Below are 24,515 nucleotides of genomic sequence, written 5' to 3' on the forward strand. Positions count from 1 at the left end.
GATGTAGCCCATAAACGACAATGCCCCCATCGAATGATGGAGGCATTGTCTTCAGCTTGCTCTCCGACTGCTAGGTTTTCACACAGTCTGAATCGGCGGGCTTCTTTGTTTCAGGCTGAGCCTTAGAACCTGTTCACGATCTGCTGCGCGTCGGCGCTACTGCGTTAAAAACAAGCTCGGAATGCTCATTTACCACTTGTAAACTCCGCTTCCTCGCTTGTTTTTGCCTTGTATCGCTCTAGCTCGCTAGATCGTGAATAGGTTCTTAGTTGGCATAGACCGGGAACTTCGCGCACAGCGCCTTGACCTGCTCACGCACGCGGCCTTCGACTTCATCATTGCCGATGTTGGCCAGTACGTCGCAGATCCAGCCTGCCAGTTGACGGCACTCGTCTTCCTTGAAGCCGCGAGTGGTGACGGCAGGGGTGCCGATACGCAGGCCGGAGGTGACGAACGGCGAACGCGGATCGTTCGGTACGCTGTTCTTGTTGACGGTGATGAAGGCGCGGCCCAGGGCAGCGTCAGCATCCTTGCCGGTAATGTCCTGCTTGATCAGCGAGAGCAGGAACAGGTGGTTCTCGGTGCCGCCGGAGACCACGTCGTAACCGTTGTCGATGAACACCTGGGCCATGGTCTGGGCGTTCTTGATCACCTGCGCCTGGTAAGCCTTGAACTCAGGCTGCAGCGCTTCCTTGAAGCACACCGCCTTGGCGGCGATAACGTGCTCCAGCGGGCCGCCCTGGCCGCCCGGGAATACCGCGGAGTTGAATTTCTTCTCCAGCTCTTCGTTCTTGCGCGCCAGGATCAGGCCACCGCGCGGGCCGCGCAGGGTCTTGTGCGTGGTGGTGGTAACCACGTCGGCGAACGGCACCGGATTCGGGTACAGACCCGCAGCGACCAGACCGGCCACGTGGGCCATATCGACGAACAGGTAGGCACCGACCTTGTCGGCGATGGCGCGGAAGCGCGGGAAGTCCAGTACCTGCGAGTAGGCGCTGAAGCCGGCGATGATCATCTTCGGTTTATGTTCAACGGCCAGGCGCTCGACTTCGTCGTAGTCGATCAGGCCCTGGTCGTTGATGCCGTACTGCACGGCGTTGTAGATCTTGCCGGAGAAGCTGACGCTGGCGCCGTGGGTCAGGTGGCCGCCGTGGGCCAGGCTCATGCCCAGCACGGTGTCGCCGGCGTTGAGCAGGGCCATGTACACGGCGCTGTTGGCCTGGCTGCCGGAGTGCGGCTGGACGTTGGCGTAGTCGGCGCCGAACAGTTCCTTGGCGCGGTCGATGGCGAGTTGCTCGACCACGTCGACGTACTCACAACCACCGTAGTAACGCTTGCCCGGATAGCCTTCGGCGTACTTGTTGGTCAGCACGCTACCCTGGGCTTCCATCACCGCCGGGCTGGTGTAGTTTTCCGAGGCGATCAGCTCGATGTGCTCTTCCTGGCGCTGGGCTTCCTGCTCCATTGCGGCAAAGAGTTCGGCGTCATAACGAGCGAGGGTCAAATCACGGCTGAACATGGCGGTCCCCTGAAATCAGCTGGGCGGTAGAAAGAGGGGGCGGATTCTACCGCAAAGGTCGCATTCAGGCATATGAAGGTCGGTCATGAGCCTGACAAATGGCCTTCATGCTGAGTTGGACCTAGGGCTCGCTCGTCAATTGAGGATGAACAGCGCTGCGCCGCTGAACTGGGCAGTGAGCTGACGTGCAGGCATGGGCCTGCCCAGCAGGAAGCCCTGTACTTCGTCGCAGTCGTGTTCACGAAGGAAGTCCAGTTGGGCCTGGCTCTCCACACCCTCGGCGATCACCATCATGTTCAGGCTGTGCGCCATGGCGATGATGGCGCGGGCGATCTGTGCATCTTGCTCACCATCGGGTAGGCCGTCGACGAAGCTGCGGTCGATCTTCAAAACGTCGATGGGGAACTGCTTGAGGTAGTTCAGCGACGAGTAGCCGGTGCCGAAATCATCCACGGCAATGCACAGGCCCAAACGCTTGAGGTTGCCGAGGGTCTGCATCGCGCTGGCGACGTCACGCATCAGTATGCTTTCGGTCAGCTCCAGCTCCAGGCAGGCCGGGGCTACTCCGGTTCTGGCCAGAATGGCGGCGATGCGTGCGCTCAGATCGCCTTCGGCGAACTGCCGGGCCGACAGATTGACCGAAATCTTGGGGATGCGGATCTTTTCCTCGTGCCAGGCCTTGAGCTGCCGGCAGGCTTCCTCCAGCACCCATTCACCGACCTGCACCACCAGGCCGAGCTCCTCCAGCACCGGGATGAACTCATCCGGTGGCACCAGGCCGCGTGTCGGGTGACTCCAGCGCAACAGCGCCTCGACCCCGGTCAGGCGATTGCCGTCGCCGGAGAACTGCGGCTGATAATGCAGGACGAACTGGCCCTGCTCCTGAGCGTGGCGCAGATCGCTTTCCAGCTCCAGGCGCTCCAGGGCACTGGCGTTCATGTCGGCCTGGTAGAACTGGAAGTTGTTCTTGCCGCGTTCCTTGGCGTGATACATCGCGGTGTCGGCGTTCTTCATCAGTTGGCTCAGCTCGCTACCGTCCTGCGGGGCGAGGGCGATACCGATACTGGCGGTGACGAAGAATTCGCGGCCTTCGAGGACGAAAGGGCGCGCCAGGCTGGAGAGAATCTGCTCGGCGACATGAATGGCGCGATTCAATGCGCCCTCACGGGTGGCGCGCGGCTGCAGCAGCAGGGTGAATTCGTCGCCGCCCATGCGCGCCACGGTGTCGTCGCCGTCGACACAGGCCGACAGGCGCACGGCCACGTCCTTGAGCATGCGGTCGCCGGCGGCGTGGCCGAGCGAATCGTTGATCGGTTTGAAACGGTCGAGGTCGAGGAACATCAGCACCACCCATTCGTCATGTCGATCCGCATGCTGCAGGGCACTGTGCAGGCGATCCTGGAACAGAGTGCGGTTGGGCAGGTGGGTCAGGGCGTCGTAGTAGGCCAGACGATGGATGCGCTGTTCGCTGGCCTTGCGCTCGCTGATGTCGCTGAAGAAGCACACGTAGCTGACCAGGTCGCCTTCCTCGTCATGCACCGCGGTAATGCCGACCCAGGCCGGGAAATTCTCCCCACCCTTGCGCTTTAGCCACACTTCGCCTTCCCAACTGCCGCGCTGGTTGAGTTGGCCGAGGATGTACTGCAGGTGCGCCGCCTGCTGGCGGTCGGCGGTGAGCATGCCGGGGAGCTGGTCGAGCACCTGGCCGGCGGAATAACCACTGACGCGGCTGAAGGCCTTGTTGACCTGAACGATGTAACCGGCCGGGTCGGTCACCAGAATCGCCGCGGTGGAATGCTCGAATACCGTGGCGGCCATGCGCAGGTCTTTTTCCGCGCGGCGTTGCTGGCTGATGTCGCGGCCAACGCCGAGGATGCCTTCGAAGCGACCGTTCTCGTCCCACATCAGCACCAGGCGCAGTTCCACCGGTATCTTGTGGCCGTCGGCGCGCAGGCAGTCGAAGACGAACAGCTGATCCGGCAGCTCCTCGCGCAGACGCTCGAGGCGGTCACGCTCGCCGAGCGAATCGCGAATCCGCTCGAGCAGCAGGTACAGGCTGGCGAGCTGCTGCGGGTTGGCCGCCAGGCCTTGCAGGCCGTTGGCCGTCACCCATTCGGCGTTGTAGCCGAGCATGGCTTCCACCGACGGGCTGACGTAGTTCAGGGCCAGGCTGTCATCGGTGGAGACGATCACGTCGCTGATGCTTTCCGCCAGCAGGCGGTAGCGTTGCTCGCTGTCGCGCAACGACTGGTTGCGCTCGATCTGCTCGGTGATGTCCTTGGCCACGCCGATCAGCCGGCTGACGCGACCGCGCTCATCACGCGCCAGAGCCTGCTCACGGATGCTGAACCAGTGCCATTGGCCACTGCGGTGACGCCAGCGCAGCACCGATTCGAGCAGCAGGCCGTTGCCGACTACTTTCTGCAGGTTGCGAATGCGCCAGTAGTAGTCGCTGTCGTCCGGGTGCAGTACCTGCTCCCAGAAGTCTCCGGCCATCGCCTTGAGCTCGCTGACGCTATAGCCCAGCTGCAATCCGAGGCTGTGGTTGCTGAACAGCACCTGCCGGTTCTGCATGTCATGCACGTAGAGCAGGTCGGGGACCGAGCGAACCACTTCGGACCAGAAGCGCTCACGCTCGATCAGCGACAGTTCGATGCGCTTGCGGCTGGTGATGTCGCTGATGCTCAAGGTGACGGCCTGATAGTCCTGGAGCATTTCCGGCAGGCGCAGCACCAGCCAGACGTGACGCTGCAAGCCTTGCGCGGTGACCAGCTGGGTTTCCAGCTCCATCAGGTTGGGGCCCTCGAGCACGGCCACAGCCAGGCGGTAACACAGATCGTCGGGCTGTACCGGACCGTTGTCGATCAGTTGCTGCCAGGCCTGTTCGGTGGACTTCACCCCGAGCAGGTTGAGCGCCACCTGGTTGGCCTCGGTAATGCGCAGTTGCTCGACCAGCAGTTGCTGATGCTCGGCATCGGCTTGCAACCAGCGCTGCAGACCCGCCGCATCGCGCAACTTGTGCTGCAGCAACAGGCTGCGCAGGCCGGAAAGGTCGAGCACGCACAGGGCAACACCGGTGCCGTCGAAGATGTCCTGATAGCGCCTGCGGGTTTCCTGCAGTACGCGCATGGCCTGCTGCTCATCGGTCACATCGCGCAGCACCCAGACGTAACCGGCATGACGCCCGACTTCGCTGATATCGCTCCGGGTCACGGCGAACAGTCGCTCGCGCCCCTCGCTTTCGACTCTGATGAGCTCCGGTCCCAGATCGCTGCTCAGTTGTGGGCTGTTGAGCAGCAGCGGGTCGAGGTCGGGCAGCAGATCAAGCAGATGGAGTTCTCCGGCCACGTCGCTGGGAACCCCGAACAGCGCTTCGGCCTGCGGGTTCAGGTAGCGCACCTTGCCATCGGCCTGGGTCACCAGAATGCGTTCTTCGACGGCGCCGAGTGCACTGGCGGCCTGGCGCAGCGAGCGGCGTGTTTCGGTATTCAGGCGCTGCAGGCTGCGCTGCTCGCGTTGCAGGCCGTACAGGGCCAGCAGGGTAAGCAGGCTGCACAGCGCGAACAGCAGGAACTTGCCGGCCAGGGTCGGCATCAGCTCGTTGCCGGCGCGTTCTGCATCGAACAGGGCGCGCAGTTGCCAGTCGCTGCCGGGCAGGGTGATCAGTTCCAGGCTTTGTGCCTGTTCTGCCGCAGTAACCGGAGCGATGATGCCGCCAGTCTGTTGCAGGTCATCGGCACGCGCTATCACGCGGTGACTGAGCAGATCTTCGAGCAACCAGTTGTGCTCGCTCTGGTGCTGCTCGCGCAGCCAGCCGCGCAACGCACTGATGCGCATGCGCAATACTCGGTGACTGTCGTCAGGCTGACGCAGCAGCAGGTAGAGCGCGCCGCCGTCCAGTGCGCTGAAAGCGAAGTGATAGGGCGCCGCGCCGCTGCGTTGCTGCTGGCTGCGAATGAAGCTGAGGTCGCGCGACTCGCTGGCGCTGTCGGCCAGCAACTGCCCGTTGGCATCGAGCCAGGCCACGCTGTTGACGGTTGGGAAAATGCTGCGCAATGCCGTAACCAATTCGCTGCCGTCGCCAGCGCGCGCTGGGCTGCTTTGCAGCATTGCCTGGCCCGCCTGCGCCTTGAGGCGCATGTTCAGACTCAGGTGCTTGGCCAGTTGGGCGCTGTAACCCTGGCTCAGTTGCTTCTGACTATCGAGCAACTGGCGGTATTCCTGAGTCAGCTGCCAGGCCAGCAATCCCAGCATCGCCAGCACCAGCACCACCAGTGCACGGCGCAATGCTGCGCGCGACTCGCCCGGGGAGGAGGAAGGCAGGGATGAGGGAGTCGACACGTTCTGTGAACCTGCAGCCAGTGCTGGGCTATTTTAAGCGTTGAGACGCGCGGGCATGCCTGCGCTCGCGCGGGCCGGCTAGAATGCCTGCAAACGTGGCCAAGTGCCAGCTGCGCCGACGAACGTAGGTTTGCCCTGCCACGCACATTCCGGTAGTTTTGCGCCGCGCGCGTGAACTGTCCGCGCGGTACTTGGCGTTCGCTCCGGCAGCGGCTAAGGTCTCTGCAAACGCCCCGCTGCAGGCTTGGTGAAAACTGCCTGCAGCCGGTAATACGGCGGCCAGGCCGGCACGCAGCAGATGGTCAGACTGTCGGCGTTGCCGGTTTCGTCACTCGCAACGTTATCGCAGTGTCTGCAAGGCCCGCCATTCTCAGCCCCATTCTCACCAGTCAGGTTCTCCATGGCTCAGTACGTCTACAGCATGCATCGGGTCAGCAAGGTTGTCCCGCCGAAGCGTGAAATTCTCAAGGACATCTCCCTGTCATTCTTCCCTGGCGCCAAGATCGGCGTTCTGGGCCTCAACGGTGCCGGTAAGTCCACGCTGCTGCGCATCATGGCCGGCGTCGATACCGAGATCGACGGCGAAGCCCGTCCGATGCCGGGGATCAAGGTCGGCTACCTGCCGCAGGAGCCGCAGCTCGACCCGAGCAAGACGGTGCGCGACATCGTCGAAGAGGCAGTAGGCGAGATCAAGCAGGCCCAGGCCCGTCTTGACGAGGTCTACGCCGCATACGCCGAGCCGGACGCCGACTTTGACGCCCTGGCTGCCGAGCAGGCCAAGCTCGAGGCCATTCTGCAGGCTTCCGATGGCCACAACCTGGAGCGCCAGCTGGAAGTCGCCGCCGACGCCCTGCGTCTGCCGGCTTGGGACGCCAAGATCGAGCACCTGTCCGGTGGTGAGAAACGCCGTGTGGCGCTGTGTCGCCTGCTGCTGTCGGCACCTGACATGCTGCTGCTCGACGAGCCGACCAACCACCTGGACGCCGACTCGGTCGCCTGGCTGGAGCGCTTCCTGCACGATTTCCCCGGCACAGTGGTAGCGATTACTCACGACCGTTACTTCCTCGACAACGTCGCCGGCTGGATTCTCGAACTCGACCGCGGCCACGGTATTCCCTACGAGGGCAACTACTCCGGCTGGTTGGAATCGAAGGCCAACCGTCTGGCTCAGGAAGCCAAGGCCGAGGCGTCGCACGCCAAGGCGATGAAGGCCGAACTGGAGTGGGTACGCCAGGGCGCCAAGGCACGCCAGTCCAAGTCCAAGGCACGTCTGCAGCGCTTCGAGGAAATGCAGTCGCAGGAATTCCAGAAGCGCAGCGAGACTAACGAGATCTACATCCCGGCTGGCCCGCGTCTGGGCGACAAGGTCATCGATTTCCACAATGTATCGAAGTCCTTCGGCGACCGCGTGCTGATCGATGACCTGTCCTTCAGCATCCCCAAAGGCGCCATTGTCGGCGTGATCGGTGGTAACGGCGCTGGTAAGTCGACCCTGCTGCGCATGATCACCGGCAAGGAGCAGCCGGACTCCGGCACCATCGAGATCGGTGAAACCGTACAGATCGCCAGCGTCGAGCAGAGCCGCGAGATGCTCGAGGGCAACAAGACCGTGTGGGAGCAGATTTCCGACGGCTTCGACATGATCAAGGTGGGCAACTACGAGGTGCCGTCGCGCGGTTACGTCGGCCGCTTCAACTTCAAGGGCGCCGACCAGCAGAAGTTCGTCAAGGACCTTTCCGGTGGTGAGCGCGGTCGCCTGCACATGGCGCTGACCCTCAAGCAGGGCGGCAACGTGCTGCTGCTCGACGAACCGTCCAACGACCTCGACGTGGAAACCCTGCGTGCGCTGGAAGAGGCGCTGCTGGACTTCCCGGGCGCCGCCGTGGTGATTTCCCACGATCGCTGGTTCCTCGACCGTATCGCCACGCACATCCTCTCCTATGAGGACGACGGCAAGGTCAACTTCTTCGAAGGCAACTACACCGAGTTCGAAGCCGACCGTAAGAAACGCCTGGGCGATGCCGCCGCGCAGCCGCACCGTGTGCGTTACAAGAAGCTGGCGCAGTAAGTGTTCGCCAGATGAAAAAACGGAGCCTTCGGGCTCCGTTTTTCGTTGAGGCATGTGGGCTGCGTCAGCCAGCGGACTCCGTTTCGTAGGGTGCGCTGGAATATCGGTGCACACAACGCACTCTACCTGCTCAGAGTCTGGCCAGCAGACTCTCCAGTGCCTTGGCCTGATCCTCGGCCAGATCAATGATATGAAAGCCGGCCCAACAATGCTGGCCGTCGGCGCCGGGGCGGCTCCACAGGCAATCGGCGCCCAGGCGCACTTCCTGTACCGCATCGCTACCTGAGGTGCACACCAGGCGGCATTCCAGCACCGCGTCGGCGGTGTGGGGGGTGTCACTGAACAGCATGAAACCATCGGCAGACAGGTCGACTATCCGGCCCAGGCGCTGACCGCTGTTCAGGTCGAAGACCTCCAGCTGCATTTCGGTGCCATGGCGGCTGTGTTGACGACGCTCTTCCATGGAAATTCCTCAGCGGGGTTCGGCCGTGCGCCCGGTGAAGCGCTGCAGCACACGGTAAATGGCAGTCAGCGCGCGATCCACCAGGGGCGCCGCGCGTTCGGGTGTCACGATTCGGGCCAGGCCCTTTTCCATCTCGCTGGCCAGCAGGGTCAGCGGCTTGATCGCAACGCGCTGGCCACTGTGGTCGACGAACATGTAGTTGTGCGTAGTTGGGCTGAACCAGGAAAGCTTGAGCACGCGGCTCTTGCCGCCCTCGACGAACTCGAACCAGGTGCCGAACTCGACGCTGGCCAATTCCTTGGCCAGGGCTTGTGCGCGTGCCGAGAGCTTACTGCGCAAAGGTGCCTGGCGAGCCAGATCGGCATCCTCTCCGAGCATGGCGCCCAGGGGGCTTTCTGGCAGGGTAGGCTTGAGCTGGGCGGCCAACTGCGGCTGCTTGGCCTGGACTGCATGTTGGCAGGCCACCAGGTCTTGCAGCAGGCGGCGGATGCCGTCCTCATGGTAGCCGCCGAGCAATTCCAGGCCCTTGCGCAGGTCGCTGAGCATCGGCACGCGCTGTTCCTGCAGCTGCAGCACCTCGGCCTCGCCCAGCGGCGTGCCGCTCCAGGCCAGCTGTTCGGCCACTTCGCAGGAGCGCTTCCACTCCGCGCTCTGTTCGCCATGGCGCAGCAGGACGAACACCAGGACGTCGGCCCAGGTCAGTTCGAGGAAGTTGCGGATGATGGTTGGTAGGTCGCGCTTTCCGACGCATCGCTGAACCACCTCAAGCGCCTGCTCGCGAGCCCCCAGCAGACGATCACGCCCCTTGGCCGCCTCGACCGCGCGGCGCTCGCGCAGTTCGACCTTGTGGCGCAGGGTCTCGACATACTCGTTGAACTCATCGATCAGGCTGTCGAACAGTCCCAGATCACCGCTGAAACCGTGAATCACCCGTTCGACCACCCATTGCATCTTGGCCAGAAGGCTGCGTTCGTCACCTTCGCTGCCATAGAGCACGCCGGCCTGGGCCATGGTGTTGAGCAGGCGTCGCGCCGGATGGTGGTGCTGGGTGAACAGCGCCTTGTCCTGCAGCGCGATTTTCAGATAGGGCGTATGCAGGTGCGAAAGTGCGGTCTTGCAGGCGTCCGGCAGGTTCTCGTCATCGAGGATGAAGTCGAACAGCATGCCAACCAGGTCGATCACGTCGGCTTCCTGATCGGACACCTTGCTGTCGCCCGGCAGGCTGCTGTGCGATTCCAGTTGCTGCTGCAGGTCGGCCTTGAGGCCTTCAACGGCTTGCGGTTGGTGCAGGCGTTGGGCCAGTTCATGGGCCGACTGCTGTTGCATGCGATTGAGCGCGGCAAGCAGTTCGCTGGCGCTGTAGGTACGGCTGGCCTGGCGCGGTGAGAAGCTGACGATGCTCCGTGTGCCGCCCAGCAGCGGGGCGTCCGGGTGGCTCTGGCGGTGTTCGCCGAGCAGGCTGGACAGGCCGCTGAACAGCGCGCCCGGATCGCTCGGCGGCGGTGCGCTGAGATCCAGATCGAACAGCGCCGGCTCTACGGGCGCTGGCGTCGTACCCGGTCTGCCCGCTGTTTGTTGGGGCGCCGGGGCTTCTGGCGCAGGCGCGTCGGGGCGGCTGACGCTTTGATTGATCTGCGCGCTGTACTTGAGGTTGGGCAGCACGCCGGCATCGATCAGGCGCTGGTTGAGTGCGCCATAGAGTGAATCGAGGCTCTGCATCACATGGCGATCGAAGAGCATGTAGAGGATGGTCTTGATCTGCAGTGGGAAGGGGCAGGGCGCCAGCGCATCGCGAAACGCCTGGGCAATGGCCTGTGGACCGAAGGGGTTGCTGTCCTCGCCGAGCTTCTGGCCGTTGTTGAGCAGCGCCAGGCGCTGCTCCAGAGCGAATAGCGGCTGGGTGCAGCGTGCCTTGACCCGGCTGACCATATTGGTGACTTGCAGGGTTTCTTCGTAATCCTCGTTCTGCACCAGGGCCAACTGCTCGGGGTCCACTTCGGCCGGCGTCTGATCCTGCAGCTTGCCGTCGAGGAAGTCGGAAAAATTGTTGGCGATGGTCTGGTGGTAGCTGCGCTCGATCTGTGGACGCTGGCGGCGGATCTCGCGCATGTTGTCGAAGAACAACGTCTGTACCTTGTTGTTCTCGGCTTTCTCGGCGCATTCGAACAGGGTGTCATCGACTTGGCCGAATACACCGCTCAGATGCTCCGCCAGTCGATTCATCACCAGTTTGCGGCAGGCTTGTACCAGATCGCTGAAGCGCGGCTGTATACCGCGGCTGGCGAGGCTAACCACCTTGGGATGAATGGGGGGCTTGTCCTGGTTGCTCATGGACTGTCCTGGCTGGCGTCGTCGGCTGGCGCGTCCTGCGTCGTGCCGCAGTTCGATGAAACATATAGTAGTCCATGGCTTGCCTGCAAAGCATTGTCGTAAAAGCAGTTTGCAGGGGTTGACAGGGAAATTTTGCTACGTAAAATGGCGCGCCTCTGAAGCGGTAAAGCGAAAGCCAAAGCGCAGCAGAGCTGGAAGACCGAAGTTCCGCGATAGCTCAGTCGGTAGAGCAAATGACTGTTAATCATTGGGTCCCTGGTTCGAGTCCAGGTCGCGGAGCCAACTTCCTATCGGGGTATAGCGCAGTCCGGTAGCGCGCTTGCTTTGGGAGCAAGATGTCGGGAGTTCGAATCCCCCTACCCCGACCATATTTGGGTCGTTAGCTCAGTTGGTAGAGCAGTTGGCTTTTAACCAATTGGTCGTAGGTTCGAATCCTACACGACCCACCACTACTAACGAAAAAGCCCGCCTAGTGCGGGCTTTTTCGTTTCTGCGCCTTACGCGGTGCTTGGCCGTCTCGCATTTCAGGCACGGCTCGGTGCTGCGCCCGATGCGATCACTGAGCATCGGCCCGTAGGGTGGGCTTTAGCCCACCAGCGTTGGTCGACGTGGGCTGAGGCCCACCCTACAAGACTAGAATCGCGCTGCGTGCTTGTCTCCCCTCTCCCGCTTGCGGGAGAGGGGCTGGGGGAGAGGGGCAATGTGTTGCAGAGTCGCTTGATGCCCCTCTCCCATTCATGGGAGAGGGGCATCAGAAGGCCGCATGGCGGCCGCTATCAATGCAGCTTCAGGCGCGGCTCGGTGCTGCGCCCGATGCGATCGCTGAGCATCAGCAGCAGGGTGCGTGGTACGCCATACAGGGCCATCTGATGCATGCGATACAGCGACACGTAGAACACCCGTGCGAGCCAGCCTTCGAGCATGACGCTGCCGGTCAGGTTGCCCATCAGGTTACCGACCGCGGAGAAGCTCGACAGCGAAATCAGCGAGCCGTAATCGCGATAGCGGTATTCCGGCAGCGGCTGGGCGCTGATCTTCAAGCGTAGCGACTTGGCCAGCAGCGATGCCTGCTGATGCGCTGCCTGGGCGCGTGGCGGCACGTTGCGGCCCTCAGTGCCCGGCTGCGGACAGGCTGCGCAGTCGCCGAAGGCGAACACGTCGTCATCGAGCGTCGTTTGCAGGGTCGGACGAACCTGCAGCTGATTGATACGGTTGTTCTCCAGGCCGTCGAGATCCTTGAGAAAGCCGGGTGCGCGAATGCCGGCAGCCCAGACTTTCAGGCTGGCCGGGATGAAGTTGCCGTCGGCGGTTTTCAGGCCGTCGGCAGTCACTTCGCTGACGGCCGCACCGGTTAGTACGGTGACGCCGAGCTTCTCCAGGGTCTGATGCACCGGCCGCGCGATGCGCTCGGGCAGGGCTGGCAGTACACGCGGCCCGGCCTCGATCAGGGTGATACGCATGTCTTCGGGGCGAATGCGATTGAGGCCATAGGCAGCCAGCTGCTTGGCGGCGTGGTGCAGCTCTGCTGCCAGCTCAACCCCGGTGGCGCCGGCGCCGACGATGGCGATATCGATCTTCGAGCCGTCTTCGCTCTCGTTGGCATGTGCACGCAGGTAGTGGCTGAGCATGCGGCGATGGAATCGCTCGGCCTGCGCGCGGGTGTCGAGGAAAATGCAGTGCTCGGCGGCACCAGGCGTGCCGAAGTCATTGGTGGTGCTGCCGACGGCAATGACCAGGCTGTCGTAGGTGATGCGGCGTTCAGGCATCAGTACCTGGCCATCGTCATCCAGCGTCGGTGCCAGAGTGATGCTCTTGCTGGCACGGTCGAGGCCGGACATGCGCCCGAGCTGGAATTCGAAATGGTTCCACTTGGCCTGGGCCACGTAGTTCAGTTCGTCTTCCGAGGAGTTCAGCGAGCCGGCGGCCACTTCGTGCAGCAGGGGCTTCCAGATATGGGTGAGGTTGGTGTCGACCAGAATGATTCGGGCCGCGCCACTCTTGCCCAGTTTTCTACCCAGACGGGTGGCCAGCTCCAAACCGCCGGCGCCGCCGCCGACAATCACGATGCGATGGGACATGGATATTGCTCACAAGGCTTTGAAAAAGACGGTGTGAGTGCGAGAGGGCGAGCGCAAGGCAGCTCATAGCACCAGTCGACTCAGCAAGCGGCTCAGCAGGCCCAGGCCAATGGTCACGACCACGACCACCGCCAGCAGACGCCAAACGCGAAACGGCTGACGTTCAACCTGATGCTGCGGTGCGCTCAGGTATTGGTCGACTTTCTGTTGGTCTTCGGGGCTCAGGCGACTGGTCATGGGTGGGCCTCTGCTTGAATGCAGCTATTCTAGGCGTGCCCGCCAGCCTTGGCGAGCGTCGTTGTCCTGCGGGTCAGATATCGTTTCGAGGGGTTCCACGCTTACCGTGTCCTCCAGGCGGATGATGCCGCCCTCGATCACGCGAGCGGTAATGCCGCCATGGCCACGCATGGCCTGGAAGGTGCCACGACCGAGGCGTTCCTCCAGGCGGGCGCAGGGTTGACACCAGCCGGTGGTTTCCAGCAGCGCTTGGCCAATGCGAAAGCGCCGGCCCTTGAGGCTGAACAGATTGATGCCGGCGACCGCGATATTGCGGCGCAGCTCGCTGGGCGGCATGGGCGCATCTCGGCCGAGCAAGGCGGCAACGACAGCCAGGTGTTCCCACTGGATCAGCGTGACCTGCCGCGCATTGCGTGGCCCGGGGCGGCTGTGATCGCCGGTCAGGCCGGCTTCACGCCGCGCTTCCACGGCCTCGACTTCGAGCATCGCCTCGCGCGCCCTGGGGCGCACGCCTATCCAGCGCACCTGGCCGACTTGTGGCACGTCGGCGAGCAATTCCTGCAAGGGGCTCACAGGCCGATACCGATGTCGAACAGCAGGCTACGGCCGAGGTTCTGCCGCAGAAAATCCGGCGCGTCCGGGTGAGCGAACAGTACTCGGGCGAAGCGCGGGCCAACCAGCGACAGCGAGCGCCAGCCTTGGCGCAGGTATTCGGTAGGGGGCGGGAAGTGGCTGTTGCAGTCGAGCACGGCGCGCTTGAGGCTGACGAAGGCGACCAGGTCGAGTTCGCTGAGGTCGATGCCACGCTCGCGGTAGTTATGCGCCTTCTTGCGCAGGGTCGGCGCCAGCCTCGTCTGCATCTCGCTGGCTGGAATACGTTTGGGGCGCGCTTCGCGGCGTACCAGCTGGCTCAGGGAAAAGGCGCTGCGTCGCCGCTCCAGTTCGGCGCGCCACTCGTCATTGAGTCGCCGGCCTTCATCGAGTACGAAAAACACTTCGAAGTTGGCATCGCGAAACAGTACGTCCGGCGGCTCCTGGCCGCTGGGCGTGAAGTCATCGCTATGGTGACGCACGTTCAGCGCTTGCAGCAGGCGTTGACAGACCCAACGCTCACGCTCCCATTTTTTGGCGTTGGAGAGGAAGGCATTGGCTTGTTCGGCCTGGTGCGTAAGTAAGCGCAGATAGTCGGAATCGTCCATGTCTGAAGCTTAGCCGCAGCGCTCACCCGCATGCCAGTGCCTGCAACTCCAGCCGTTCCAGTGAGCGTGGAAATCCAGCTGGGCTTTTTGGGCTGTTGTCGATCAATGGCAGGGTAGTCGCCATTGCAGTTGCTCTGCCGGCAAAATCAAATCCGAGTGCCGGTGTAGACTGCTTGGCATGGCGATGAATGAGGGAGAGGGTGTGCGCGCATGATCGCTTCCAACTTGCTGGCGTTCTCCACCTTGCTGGGCGGCTGGCTGGTCTACGGGCTGGCGCTGCTCTGGGCGATAACACGAACGCCCTGGGTCGAACTGTTCAGTGACCTGCGCCGCCAGCATCTGCTGTTCGGCACCATGCTCGCGCTGTTTCTACTCTGGCTGGTGCGCCGCGATTTCGACTCTGGGCTTTCCTATCACTTCATCGGTATGACCGCCGTAACCCTGTTGCTTGATTGGCCACTTGCCGTCCTGGCTGGCCTGGCGGCGCAGCTTGGTCTGCTGGCTATCGGTCGCATGGACCTGGCCTCGCTCGGCATCAACGGCGTACTGCTGGTGCTGATTCCGGTGCTGGTCACCGAGCTGTGCGCAATCCGTGTCGAGCGCGCGCAGCCACGTAACCTGTTCGTCTACATCTTCTTCTGCGGTTTCTTTCCAGCGGCGTTGGCGACGTTGATGACGCTGCTCGGCGGCCTTGCCTTGTTGTGGATGGACGGGCTGTTCCCCATGCCGCCCTGGCTGGACGACTTTGCCGGCTATCTGTGGCTGGTGGCGTTCCCTGAGGCCTTTATCAACGGCACCATCGTCACCGCGTTGGTGGTGTTCTACCCGGACTGGCTGGAAACCTTCAACCGCAGCCGCTATCTGCAGGCGCCCTGGAAGGAGGGTGATCGCGGCGAGTGAATGGCTTTGTATTGGCCGATTGAATGGCGCGGCCGAGATTGATCTTCGTCAATGATCAGAGCGGGCCTGCCGCTATGCTGTGAAAAACGCCTGCGAGGGGCTTGAACATGAGTATTCACAGTTGGGCCAGAAGCGCCCTGCACGATGATTTGCGCGACGGCGAGGCCCAGGGTTTCGAGCGTCTGATGGTGTTGCGTGCGCTGCTGGCGGAAATCGTGCAGCAGAACAAGGCGCTGCGTGATACTCAGGAACTGGCCAGCGAACTGCAGTTTCTCGCCGACAACCTCGACGATGATCGCGATTACGCTTTCATGCGTCCCTGAGTGCCGTAGGGTGCGCCGTGCGCACCGCCTGCGCGGATGATGCTGATGGTGTTCCGTAGGCGCTACCGTAGGAGCGGCTTCAGCCGCGATTGCTCGTTAATGCGGCCTTGTCGGCAGGTCGCCGCTGAACATCTCGTCTTCCAGGTCATTGCCGGGAATCGCATGCTCTTCGGCGGCCCAGGCGCCCAGATCGATCAGCTTGCAGCGCTCGCAGCAGAAGGGGCGGTAGGTGTTTTCGGCTTTCCACTCGACGGGCGCGCTACAGGTTGGGCATTGAACGGTAATAGTCATGGCTGGCCTCCACGCAGGGTCAGATAGAAGTTGTGCAGGCGCTCGACCTCCGCGTCCAGCCAGGCCATATCACGATCATTGATTAGCACGTCGTGAGCATGGCGCAGGCGCTCTTCGCGGCTGGCCTGGGCCTGCATGATGGCGCGAACCTGTTCTTCCGAACTCTGGTCGCGCGCGATGGTGCGTTGCACCTGTAGCTCGGCAGGCGTGTCGACGACCAATATGCGTTGGGTCATCTGCCGCTGGCCGGACTCGACCAGTAGTGGCGACACCAGAATGGCATAGGGCGATTCTGCGCGCGCCAGCACCTGAACGATCTCCTGACCGATCAGCGGATGCAGCAGGCTTTCCAGCCAGCGACGTTGCTCGGGGGCGGCAAATATCAGTTTGCGCAGTGCGGCGCGGTCCAGCTCGCCATTGGCTTGCAATACGCCCGCGCCGAAATGCTCGACGATCCTGGCCAGCGCCGGGCGCCCCGGCTCCACCACCCAGCGCGCCGCATGATCGGCGTCCACCACGTGCACGCCGCGTTCGATAAAGCCTTGCGCCACCGCGCTCTTGCCGCTGCCAATGCCGCCAGTCAGGCCGAGTATCCAGGGTTTCATAACGCCAATGCGGTCTCGTTACTGCTCAAGGCCGCGATTGTAGGGGGGATTGCGTGATGATGCTAACCGCGTGTGCCGCGATCCGTCATCCCCGCGAAGGCGGGGGCCCAGCTTGTGGAGTCAGGATAGCTCTGGGCTCCCGCCTTCGCGGGAGTGACGAGTATTTCTGGGTTAGCTCAAAACCCAGCGAACTTCAGATAACTGCCGGTAATCACATCGCCCCAGAGCAAGGCGATCCACCCGGCAATCGCCAGATAAGGGCCGAAGGGAATCGGCGTGCCGGAATCACTGCCACGCATACGCAGCATAATGACCCCCAGCACCGCCCCAACCAGCGACGACAGCAGAATGGTCAGCGGCAGAATCTGCCAGCCACCCCAGGCGCCGAGCATGGCCAGCAGCTTGAAGTCACCATAACCCATGCCTTCCTTGCCGGTGATCAGCTTGAACAGCCAGTACACCGACCACAAGCTCAGGTAGCCGGCAATCGCCCCCCACAGAGCATCTTCCAGGCTGGTGAACAGCCCGAAGTAATTGACGATCAAGCCCAGCCACAGCAACGGCAGCACCAGCACGTCGGGCAGAATCTGGTGATCAGCATCGATCAGACTCATCACCAGCAGCCCCCAGGCCAGCACCAGCATTGCCCCGGCCTGCCAGGTGAAACCGAAATGCCAGGCGACGTAAGCGGAAAGCAGCCCGCAGGCCAGTTCAACGATGGGGTAACGCTTGCTGATCGGGGTCTTGCAGTTCGAGCACTTGCCGCGCAGGAACAGATAGCTGATGACCGGGATGTTCTCCCAGGGGCGAATCTCATGGCCGCATTGCGGGCAGGAGGAGTTGGGCAGGATCAGGTTGAAGGTCTGAGTGGATGGTGCCGGCGGTAGCTCCAATACCTCGCGCGCCTGGCTCTGCCAATCGCGCTGTAGCATCACGGGTAGGCGATAGATCACTACATTGAGGAAGCTGCCGATCAGCAGACCCAGTAGCAGAGCACACAAAACAAAGGCCAGCACATGGCTGGCCAGGAAGTCGATTACGAGCATTTAGACGACAGCACCCAGCTGGAAGATTGGCAGGTACATCGCAATGATCAGGCCGCCGACCAGAACGCCGAGAACAGACATGATCAGAGGCTCCATCAGGCTGGTAAGACCGTCGACCATATTGTCCACTTCGTCTTCATAAAATGTAGCGACCTTACCGAGCATTTCATCCAGCGCTCCTGATTCTTCTCCGATAGCAGTCATCTGCACCGCCATAGCCGGAAAGGTGCCTGTGGTGCGCATGGAAAAGTTCAATTGCATGCCGGTCGAGACGTCCGCTTTGATCTTGTTTGTCGCTGTCTTGAATACCACATTGCCTGTGGCTCCCGCCACCGAGTCCAGTGCATCGACTAGTGGCACACCTGCGGCAAAGGTAGTTGAAAGGGTTCGTGCAAAACGCGCAACTGCTGACTTGTAGAGGATATCGCCCACTATGGGGAGCTTGAGTACGCCGCGGTCAACCGAGTCGCGCAGTTTTTGTGAGCGTTTCATAGCTTCTTTAAAAGCAAAGGCGATAGCAAAGATTACTATCAGGAAAATGAACCACCATTCTTGGAGCACTTCGGAAATATTGATCACCATTTGAGTAAACGCTGGTAGCTCTGCACCAAAGCCTGCAAACACGTCTTGGAATTGTGGGACAACTTTGATCAAAAGAATCGCCGAAACGATGACTGCCACCACGATGACGGCAATTGGATAGTTCATCGCCTTCTTGATTTTGGCTTTCAGTGCCTCGGTTTTTTCTTTGTAGGTGGCGATACGATCCAGCAGGTTTTCCAGGGCACCGGCCTGCTCACCGGACTCCACCAAGTTGCAATACAGTTCATCGAAGTATTCAGGCTTCTTGCGCAGTGAGGTGGCGAAACTATTACCGGCAGCTACCTCCTGCTTCACGTCGTCGATCAGCTTGCGCATATTGGGGTTATCGAAGCCCTCGCCGATGATGTCGAAGGACTGCAGCAACGGTACCCCGGCCTTCATCATGGTGGCCATCTGCCGGGTAAACAGGGCGATGTCCATGGGTTTGATCTTCTTGCCCGTGCCAAAGGACAGCGAAGACTGCTTGCGCACCTTGGTCGGGTTGATGCCCTGCTTGCGCAGTTGTGCCTTGATCAAGGCGGGGTTTTGCCCATTGATCACGCCGGAGACGACCGCGCCGCGTCTGTCTTTGCCTTCCCATTTGAATGCGCTGGTTTTTAGAGCTTTTTCGGCCATGGTTAATCCTTGGTCACGCGGTTGACTTCCTCAAGGCTGGTAACCCCTTGCATGGCCTTGAGCAAAGCGGAGGTGCGTAGGTCATTAAAGCCGTCTTTACGCATCTGCGCGGCAATATCGATGGAGTTGCCTTCTTCCATGATAATCCGCTGCAGGTTGGGCGTGTTTTTAACCACTTCATAAATACCGACGCGGCCCTTGTAACCGCCCTTGCAGTTTTCGCAGCCAACCGGGCCATAGATCTTGAAGGTGCCGATCTTGTCTTCGGGGAAGCCTTCGGCCAAAAGGGTTTCACGCGGTACGTTGACTTCCTTCTTGCAGTTGTTGCACAGCTTGCGCGCCAGGCGCTGGGCGATAATCAGGTTAACCGAGGTGGCGATGTTGAAGGATGGCACGCCCATATTGCGCAGGCGGGTCAGGGTTTCCGCAGCGCTGTTGGTATGCAGGGTGGACATCACCATATGCCCGGTTTGCGCGGCCTTGACTGCAATGGAGGCTGTGTCCAGATCGCGGATCTCACCGACCATGATGATATCCGGGTCTTGACGCAGGAACGCGCGAAGCGCCTGGGTAAAGTCCATGCCCTGCTTGGGGTTGACGTTGACCTGGTTGATGCCCTCCAGGTTGATCTCCACCGGGTCTTCTGCGGTGGAGATATTCACATCAGGTGTATTGAGGATGTTCAAGCCGGTATAGAGCGATACGGTTTTGCCCGAGCCGGTAGGGCCGGTAACCAGAATCATGCCCTGGGGCTGCTTGAGGGCAGACATATACAGCTCTTTCTGCTCTTCCTCATAGCCCAGTGCGTCGATGCCCATTTGCGCGCTGGTAGGGTCGAGAATTCGCATCACGATCTTCTCGCCCCACAGAGTGGGTAGGGTGTTGACGCGAAAATCGATGGCCTTGGTCTTGGATATCTTCATCTTGATGCGGCCGTCCTGCGGCTTGCGCCGTTCGGAAATATCCAGTGCAGCCATGACCTTGAGGCGAGCGGAAATTCTTGGGGCGAGCTGAATGGGGGGGCGCGCCGCCTCATGCAGAATGCCGTCGGTACGAAAACGGACGCGATAGTTCTTTTCGTAAGGTTCGAAGTGCAAGTCTGATGAGCCGCCTTTGATGGCGTCCAGCAACATCTTGTTGACGAAACGCACTACCGGGGCATCATCGGCGTCAGCACCGCCATCACCGACAGGTTTGTCGTCATCGACTGCCTGTACATCCAGGCCCTCTAAGTCGACATCGGCCAGATCTTCCATGACGCTGTTGGCTGACTCGAAGAACTTTTCGATGGCATCGCCGAGTTTGTCGTCCTCGACCAATATGGCTTCGGTATTAAGTCCGGTGCTGAACTGTACGTCAGTAACGGCTTGGTGGTTGGAAGGGTCGGAGAGGCCCACGAACAGCTTGTTGCCACGACGCCACAGCGGTAGCACGCGGTGCTGACGTACCAGTTTCTCGCTGACAAGTTCTCTGGGCTGCCCCTCTTTATCGATCGCATTGAGGTCAAAGAAAGCCACGCCGAATTGTTCGGCGGCCAGTTCGGCCAGGGCGCGGCTCTTTACCAGCTTGTTCTGCACCAGGTAAGTAACCAGCGACAGCTTGTTGCGCTGGGCCTGTAGCTGCGCCTGTTGAGCTGCTTTTTCGTCCAGCAGCTCGGCCAGTACCATCTGCTTGGCCAGGCCGGAAAGGGATACGCTTTCGTTCATTGGGGGCTCCACACACAATGCCTGCCTTATAGCTTAGTTGCTGGCGCCTGCCAAACCACGCGTTGCCAGGTGACGAAAAAGGTCAGTTAGTGTCCGTCGGCGGTGTTGCAATGTGCGACGGCCTGGTCGAATAGCCCCATTTGGCATGCTTGCTGAAGTTGGCACGCCGGCTGCATTGTCGTGCTCAGGTCGCTGGACCTGTCCATTTCTAGGAGAGTTAACGAATGAAAGCTCAAATGCAGAAGGGTTTTACCCTGATCGAACTGATGATCGTGGTTGCGATCATCGGTATTCTGGCCGCCATCGCTCTGCCGGCTTACCAGGATTATGTGGCCAAATCCCAGGTAACTGCTGGTCTGGCTGATATTCGTGGTGGTGTGACTGCATATGAAGAAGGTATTCAGTCTGGCAGCACTGGCGGTACCCTGGATGCAGCTCGTATCGGTCTCCAAGACGCCACAGCCCGTTGCAGTGCAATCACTGTTGGCGACTGGACCGCAACAGGCGCCGAAATTGAATGTACTCTGACAGGCAACCCGAAAGTTCAAGGCCAAACTGTAACGCTTAACCGTAACGCCTCCGGCTCTTGGGTTTGCAATACCAGCACCGGTATTGAAGACAAGTACAAGCCAGTTGGTTGCAACTAATCGCTTCAGCGGTTAATCGGCTACAGGCAAACCCCGCTGCGGCGGGGTTTGTTTTGCCTGAGCTACTCCGTAGGAACCAGTCATAACAATCCTATACAGGTATCTGCGATGAAACACGCACGTGGTTTCACTCTGATCGAGCTGATGATTGTGGTGGCCATCATCGGTATTCTGGCGGCCATTGCCTTGCCGGCCTATCAAAATTACGTAGCCAAGTCCCAGTTGGCTGCTGGCCTGTCGGATATTGCCGGTGGCCGTACCTCTTACGAGTCGTTAGTGGTTACCGACAACATCGCCAGTTTTAACCTGAGCGACATTGGCTTGGCCGCCGATACGCCGCGCTGCGCCATCAGCATGACCTATAACAGCGCCGACGGCACCGGCGACATCACTTGCCAGGTCAAAGGCAATCCGGTGGTGAACAGCAAAACGATTCAGCTGGTGCGGTCCAGTTCCGGCGCTTGGACATGCCAGGTGGATGCAACTATCCCCGCGCTGTACCACCCCAGCGGCTGCGCTCATTAAATATGAGGCTATGTCTGTTGAGTGGTGCACCTTCTTAGCTGTCCGCTGCGGTGCGAAGCGATAGTGGCAATACTGTAATATAGACGTTGCCCACTCCACTGCCCACAAGGGCACGATGCCTACAAGTGCATCAACAGCTAACGCAGACAGAGCCAGAAATTAAGGATTACCCATGTTCACCCCTCGCCCTGTCCCCAGATTTTTTCTGCCGCTGGCGCTGTTTATCGTGGCGCTGGCTGCATTCTGGCCGGGGGTATACGGCGGTTTTCTGTTTGACGATTATCACAACATCGTCACCAACGCCTTTGTACAAATAAAGGAACTCAGCGCTACCAGTTTGTGGAAAGCCTCCAAAGGTTACTCCGATAACACGCGCCAGTTGGCCATGGTCAGCTTTGCACTGAATGCTTATTGGGCTGGCATTCACCCTTGGGCCTATAAAGTCACTGGCCTGTTGGTGCATGCTGTCAATGCGGTATTGGTGTATTGGCTGGCGCTGCGTCTGCTGGCTTTTAGCTCACGTATTCAAGCCGGGCACCGGCCAATGGCAGCGTTGGCGTTGGCGATGGTCTGGGCACTGCACCCGATTCAGGTGTCCTCGGCCTTGTATGTAGTGCAGCGTATGGAAACCCTGTGCTTCACCTTTTTGTTTATTGCCCTGTTGCTGTATTTGCGCATACGCAATCAACAAATCACTGGCGAGCCAGTCAATCAATGGCTTTGGTCGGGGCTGGTGCTCAGTTTTGTGCTGGCGGCTCTGTTCAAGGAGAGCGCGGTTTTACTGCCCTTGTTCTGTCTGGCGCTGGAAGCAACAGTGCTGGGCTTTGCCGGAAGTAGCGGCCAGCGCCGCTTCTGGCGTATCAGCTATGGTGCAGGCTCTGCTTTGGCGCTGTTGGCTTTTGTTTTTTGGGCAGTACCGCATTACTCCAGTCTGGAGCCCTACGGCGGGCGTGACTTTAATACTGTTGAGCGTCTGCTGACTCAAGGTCGCGTACTTTGGCTGTACATGCAGCAAATGCTGCTGCCACTGCCGAAAAGCATTTACTTCTACTACGACGATATGGCCGTGTCTCGTGGTTGGTTGCAACCGCTGACTACCCTGCCAGCTATTGTGGGCCTGGTATTGCTATTTGCTCTGGCTGTTTACTGGCGTAAGCGTTTTACGCTCGCAGCACTGGGCATTCTCTGGTTTTTTGCCGCGCACTTTATTACCAGCAACGTAATCGGGCTGGAAATGGTGTTTGAGCACCGCAACTACTTTGCTCTGCTGGGCATTTTGCTGTTGGTGGCTGAACTGGTTAGTCGCTTGCCGGTGCGTGATGGCCCAGCCATTAAATATGTGGGTGTGGCAGTGCTGGTGCTAGGTGTGGGTTTTTTGGGCGCAGTGCGTGCTGCCACCTGGGGCAATCCTATTTTGCTAGCCACCGATATGACCTCGAAAAACCCCAATTCGGCAAGGGCGGCAATGGATATGGGGGTAGCTTATTTTGAGCTATCTGATGGTGATGCAAATTCACCTTTCTACCACTTCGCGGCTCGACAATTTGAAAGGGCTTCGGCATTACAAGGTGCTAGCACCTTGCCGGATGTAAATCTGATCCTGATGAACGGCGCTGCCGGGTTTCCCGATGATCTTGTAGATATTGAGGCCGTCTGGCAGCGCTATTTGCAGCGTTTGCGGGCTCTCCACCTGAGTGTTGAAACCCGTGATTCGGTCTGGTCTTTGCTGCAGCAGCGGCTTAATGCGCGTGATATTGACGATGACAGGCTGCAACAGGCCATGGCAATTATTATTGAGCGCCAAGAGCAGCCGGACTACCGCCACGCCATGATGGCTGATTACTTGCTCATGCACCTGGGGCAGCAAGAGCAGGCCGAAGCGCATTACCGTTTGGCTATTAGCAAGGCGCGAGAAGGTGGCAACCAACAACTGATTGAACGCATCGCCGCTGAACTGGCTGCATCCGGCTATCCCAAACTGGCTAGCGAACTCACCGGACTAACCATGGCGCCCGAAAATATTTTTCTCAATAGATTGAAACCGGACAGCACGCTGTTGCAACAACTCAATCAGGGGGGCAACTGATGCAGGGTATATCCATCATCCTACCCGCCAAAAATGAATCCGCTGCCATCGGCGCAACCGTCAGCAGTATTCGCCAGCACTATCCGGATGCTGAATTGATCGTAGTCAATGATGGCTCCACTGATAACACTGCAGCGGTCGCCGAAGAGGCGGGAGCCAGAGTGATTCATCACCCTTACAGCAAAGGTAATGGCGCGGCGATCAAAAGTGGCGCTAGGGCGGCGCGGGGTGAGATTCTGGTGTTCATGGACGCCGACGGCCAGCATGATCCTGCGGACATTTCCCGGCTGCTTTCAAAGCTTGAGCAGGGGCATGATATGGTGGTGGGCGCCCGTCAGAAAGGTTCGCAAGCCAGTATGGGGCGCGGACTTGCCAATGGCTTGTATAACCGTCTGGCCAGTTGGATGACGGGGCATAGAGTGGAGGATCTAACCTCGGGTTTTCGCGCTGTCCGGGCGGATAAATTCCGCGAATTTCTCTATTTGTTACCTAACGGCTTCTCTTATCCCACCACCAGTACCATGGCGTTCTTCCGGGCCGGTTATTCCGTGGCTTATGTGCCGATTCATGCGGCCAAACGTATCGGTAAAAGCCACATCCGCCTGCTGCACGATGGTGCGCGCTTTTTATTGATCATCTTCAAGATTGGTACATTGTTTTCGCCTCTGAAGATATTTGCGCCGGTGGCCTTGATCATGTTTATGCTGGCTTCCGGTTGGTATGGCTATACGCTGTACAGTTTTGGCCGCTTCACCAACATGAGCACCTTGCTTTATAGCGGGGCGGTAATGGTGTTCTTGATGGGGCTGATTTCTGAGCAGATCACAGCGTTGATGTACAAGGATACGAAGTGATGTGGGCAGATGTCCGGCTTTAAGATGTCCTCGTGTTTTAATGGGGGGCGTATTTCCTTGGCGCCCCCTGCATATTCT

General features: G+C 60.2%; 20 protein-coding genes and 3 tRNA genes. 10 read left to right on the plus strand and 13 right to left on the minus strand.

Translation table 11 applies throughout. The annotated features are described in order from the left end of the window. Nucleotides 1-265 precede the first annotated feature (265 nt). On the minus strand, nucleotides 266-1,519 hold the full coding sequence (gene glyA, locus BM186_RS21620; RefSeq protein WP_021487979.1) for a serine hydroxymethyltransferase: 1,254 nt from the start codon (nucleotides 1,517-1,519) through the stop codon (nucleotides 266-268). A 135-nt stretch (nucleotides 1,520-1,654) separates the two neighbouring features. After that, on the minus strand, nucleotides 1,655-5,860 hold the full coding sequence (locus BM186_RS21625) for an EAL domain-containing protein (RefSeq protein ID WP_394327912.1): 4,206 nt from the start codon (nucleotides 5,858-5,860) through the stop codon (nucleotides 1,655-1,657). Nucleotides 5,861-6,260: 400 nt separating this feature from the next. Between BM186_RS21625 and ettA the strand changes: the two genes are divergently transcribed. Then, nucleotides 6,261-7,928 carry an energy-dependent translational throttle protein EttA gene (gene ettA, locus BM186_RS21630; protein WP_017678815.1) on the plus strand — a complete coding sequence of 556 codons (1,668 nt, stop codon included), beginning with the start codon at nucleotides 6,261-6,263 and terminating at the stop codon, nucleotides 7,926-7,928. Nucleotides 7,929-8,058: 130 nt separating this feature from the next. On the opposite strand, the gene BM186_RS21635 is transcribed toward ettA, so the two are convergent. Together BM186_RS21635 and BM186_RS21640 are read right to left on the minus strand one after the other, a co-directional pair. After that, nucleotides 8,059-8,391 carry a PilZ domain-containing protein gene (locus BM186_RS21635; RefSeq protein ID WP_017678816.1) on the minus strand — a complete coding sequence of 111 codons (333 nt, stop codon included), beginning with the start codon at nucleotides 8,389-8,391 and terminating at the stop codon, nucleotides 8,059-8,061. 9 nt (nucleotides 8,392-8,400) lie between these two features. Beyond that, nucleotides 8,401-10,722 (minus strand): DUF1631 domain-containing protein, encoded by a 2,322-nt coding sequence (locus BM186_RS21640; RefSeq protein WP_074918282.1) that lies wholly within the window; start codon nucleotides 10,720-10,722, stop codon nucleotides 8,401-8,403. A 206-nt stretch (nucleotides 10,723-10,928) separates the two neighbouring features. On the opposite strand from BM186_RS21640, the gene BM186_RS21645 reads away from it, so the two are divergent. From BM186_RS21645 to BM186_RS21655, 3 genes are all read left to right on the plus strand, one after another. Then, nucleotides 10,929-11,004, plus strand: a tRNA-Asn gene (locus BM186_RS21645). 9 nt (nucleotides 11,005-11,013) lie between these two features. Further along, nucleotides 11,014-11,090, plus strand: a tRNA-Pro gene (locus BM186_RS21650). A 5-nt stretch (nucleotides 11,091-11,095) separates the two neighbouring features. Further along, nucleotides 11,096-11,171: transfer RNA gene (locus BM186_RS21655), tRNA-Lys, on the plus strand. A gap of 327 nt (nucleotides 11,172-11,498) precedes the next feature. Here BM186_RS21655 and BM186_RS21660 read toward each other — a convergent pair. The 4 genes from BM186_RS21660 to BM186_RS21675 all read right to left on the minus strand — a co-directional run bounded on the left by BM186_RS21660 (nucleotide 11,499) and on the right by BM186_RS21675 (nucleotide 14,236). Continuing rightward, nucleotides 11,499-12,800, minus strand: coding sequence for an NAD(P)/FAD-dependent oxidoreductase (locus BM186_RS21660; RefSeq protein ID WP_074918284.1), 1,302 nt, complete (start codon nucleotides 12,798-12,800; stop codon nucleotides 11,499-11,501). Between the two features lie 63 nt (nucleotides 12,801-12,863). Then, on the minus strand, nucleotides 12,864-13,037 hold the full coding sequence (locus tag BM186_RS21665) for a DUF3094 family protein (RefSeq protein ID WP_021487984.1): 174 nt from the start codon (nucleotides 13,035-13,037) through the stop codon (nucleotides 12,864-12,866). A gap of 24 nt (nucleotides 13,038-13,061) precedes the next feature. Then, nucleotides 13,062-13,610, minus strand: coding sequence for an MOSC domain-containing protein (locus BM186_RS21670; protein WP_074918286.1), 549 nt, complete (start codon nucleotides 13,608-13,610; stop codon nucleotides 13,062-13,064). Next, the gene (locus BM186_RS21675; protein ID WP_074918288.1) at nucleotides 13,607-14,236 is read right to left on the minus strand and encodes a DUF1780 domain-containing protein; all 630 of its coding nucleotides are present in this window, start codon (nucleotides 14,234-14,236) and stop codon (nucleotides 13,607-13,609) included. Before BM186_RS21675 ends, BM186_RS21670 begins: the two co-directional genes overlap by 4 nt. Nucleotides 14,237-14,446: 210 nt before the next feature. Between BM186_RS21675 and BM186_RS21680 the strand changes: the two genes are divergently transcribed. Both BM186_RS21680 and BM186_RS21685 read left to right on the plus strand, forming a co-directional pair. Continuing rightward, entirely contained in the window at nucleotides 14,447-15,136 is a 690-nt protein-coding gene (locus BM186_RS21680) for an energy-coupling factor ABC transporter permease (protein ID WP_074918290.1), read from the plus strand. A gap of 107 nt (nucleotides 15,137-15,243) precedes the next feature. After that, nucleotides 15,244-15,459 (plus strand): hypothetical protein, encoded by a 216-nt coding sequence (locus BM186_RS21685; RefSeq protein WP_074918292.1) that lies wholly within the window; start codon nucleotides 15,244-15,246, stop codon nucleotides 15,457-15,459. Nucleotides 15,460-15,555: 96 nt separating this feature from the next. Here the strand turns inward: BM186_RS21685 and yacG are convergent, their stop codons facing one another. From yacG to pilB, 5 genes are all read right to left on the minus strand, one after another. Further along, nucleotides 15,556-15,750, minus strand: a complete 195-nt coding sequence (yacG, locus tag BM186_RS21690; protein ID WP_004425006.1) for a DNA gyrase inhibitor YacG — start codon at nucleotides 15,748-15,750, stop codon at nucleotides 15,556-15,558. Then, nucleotides 15,747-16,355: a dephospho-CoA kinase gene (gene coaE / locus BM186_RS21695; protein WP_021487990.1), complete on the minus strand. Its 609-nt coding sequence runs from the start codon at nucleotides 16,353-16,355 to the stop codon at nucleotides 15,747-15,749. The genes yacG and coaE overlap by 4 nt, the downstream gene beginning before the upstream one ends. A gap of 176 nt (nucleotides 16,356-16,531) precedes the next feature. Continuing rightward, entirely contained in the window at nucleotides 16,532-17,401 is an 870-nt protein-coding gene (locus BM186_RS21700) for a prepilin peptidase (RefSeq protein WP_139228031.1), read from the minus strand. Next, nucleotides 17,402-18,619 carry a type II secretion system F family protein gene (locus tag BM186_RS21705; protein ID WP_074918294.1) on the minus strand — a complete coding sequence of 406 codons (1,218 nt, stop codon included), beginning with the start codon at nucleotides 18,617-18,619 and terminating at the stop codon, nucleotides 17,402-17,404. A gap of 2 nt (nucleotides 18,620-18,621) precedes the next feature. Continuing rightward, complete coding sequence (gene pilB, locus BM186_RS21710) at nucleotides 18,622-20,325, minus strand: type IV-A pilus assembly ATPase PilB (RefSeq protein ID WP_074918296.1); 1,704 nt, start codon at nucleotides 20,323-20,325, stop codon at nucleotides 18,622-18,624. Between the two features lie 224 nt (nucleotides 20,326-20,549). On the opposite strand from pilB, the gene BM186_RS27010 reads away from it, so the two are divergent. The 4 genes from BM186_RS27010 (at nucleotide 20,550) to BM186_RS21730 (ending at nucleotide 24,437) form a co-directional block, all read left to right on the plus strand. Further along, nucleotides 20,550-20,972 (plus strand): pilin, encoded by a 423-nt coding sequence (locus BM186_RS27010; RefSeq protein ID WP_074918298.1) that lies wholly within the window; start codon nucleotides 20,550-20,552, stop codon nucleotides 20,970-20,972. A 108-nt stretch (nucleotides 20,973-21,080) separates the two neighbouring features. Continuing rightward, on the plus strand, nucleotides 21,081-21,497 hold the full coding sequence (locus tag BM186_RS21720; RefSeq protein WP_074918300.1) for a pilin: 417 nt from the start codon (nucleotides 21,081-21,083) through the stop codon (nucleotides 21,495-21,497). 172 nt (nucleotides 21,498-21,669) lie between these two features. Beyond that, nucleotides 21,670-23,583, plus strand: coding sequence for an ArnT family glycosyltransferase (locus BM186_RS21725; protein WP_074918302.1), 1,914 nt, complete (start codon nucleotides 21,670-21,672; stop codon nucleotides 23,581-23,583). Further along, nucleotides 23,583-24,437, plus strand: coding sequence for a glycosyltransferase family 2 protein (locus BM186_RS21730; RefSeq protein WP_074918303.1), 855 nt, complete (start codon nucleotides 23,583-23,585; stop codon nucleotides 24,435-24,437). The genes BM186_RS21725 and BM186_RS21730 overlap by 1 nt, the downstream gene beginning before the upstream one ends. The last annotated feature ends 78 nt before the right edge of the window (nucleotides 24,438-24,515 follow it).

This window comes from Ectopseudomonas toyotomiensis (assembly GCF_900115695.1).
In the GTDB taxonomy this organism is placed as follows: Bacteria; Pseudomonadota; Gammaproteobacteria; order Pseudomonadales; family Pseudomonadaceae; genus Aquipseudomonas; species Aquipseudomonas toyotomiensis.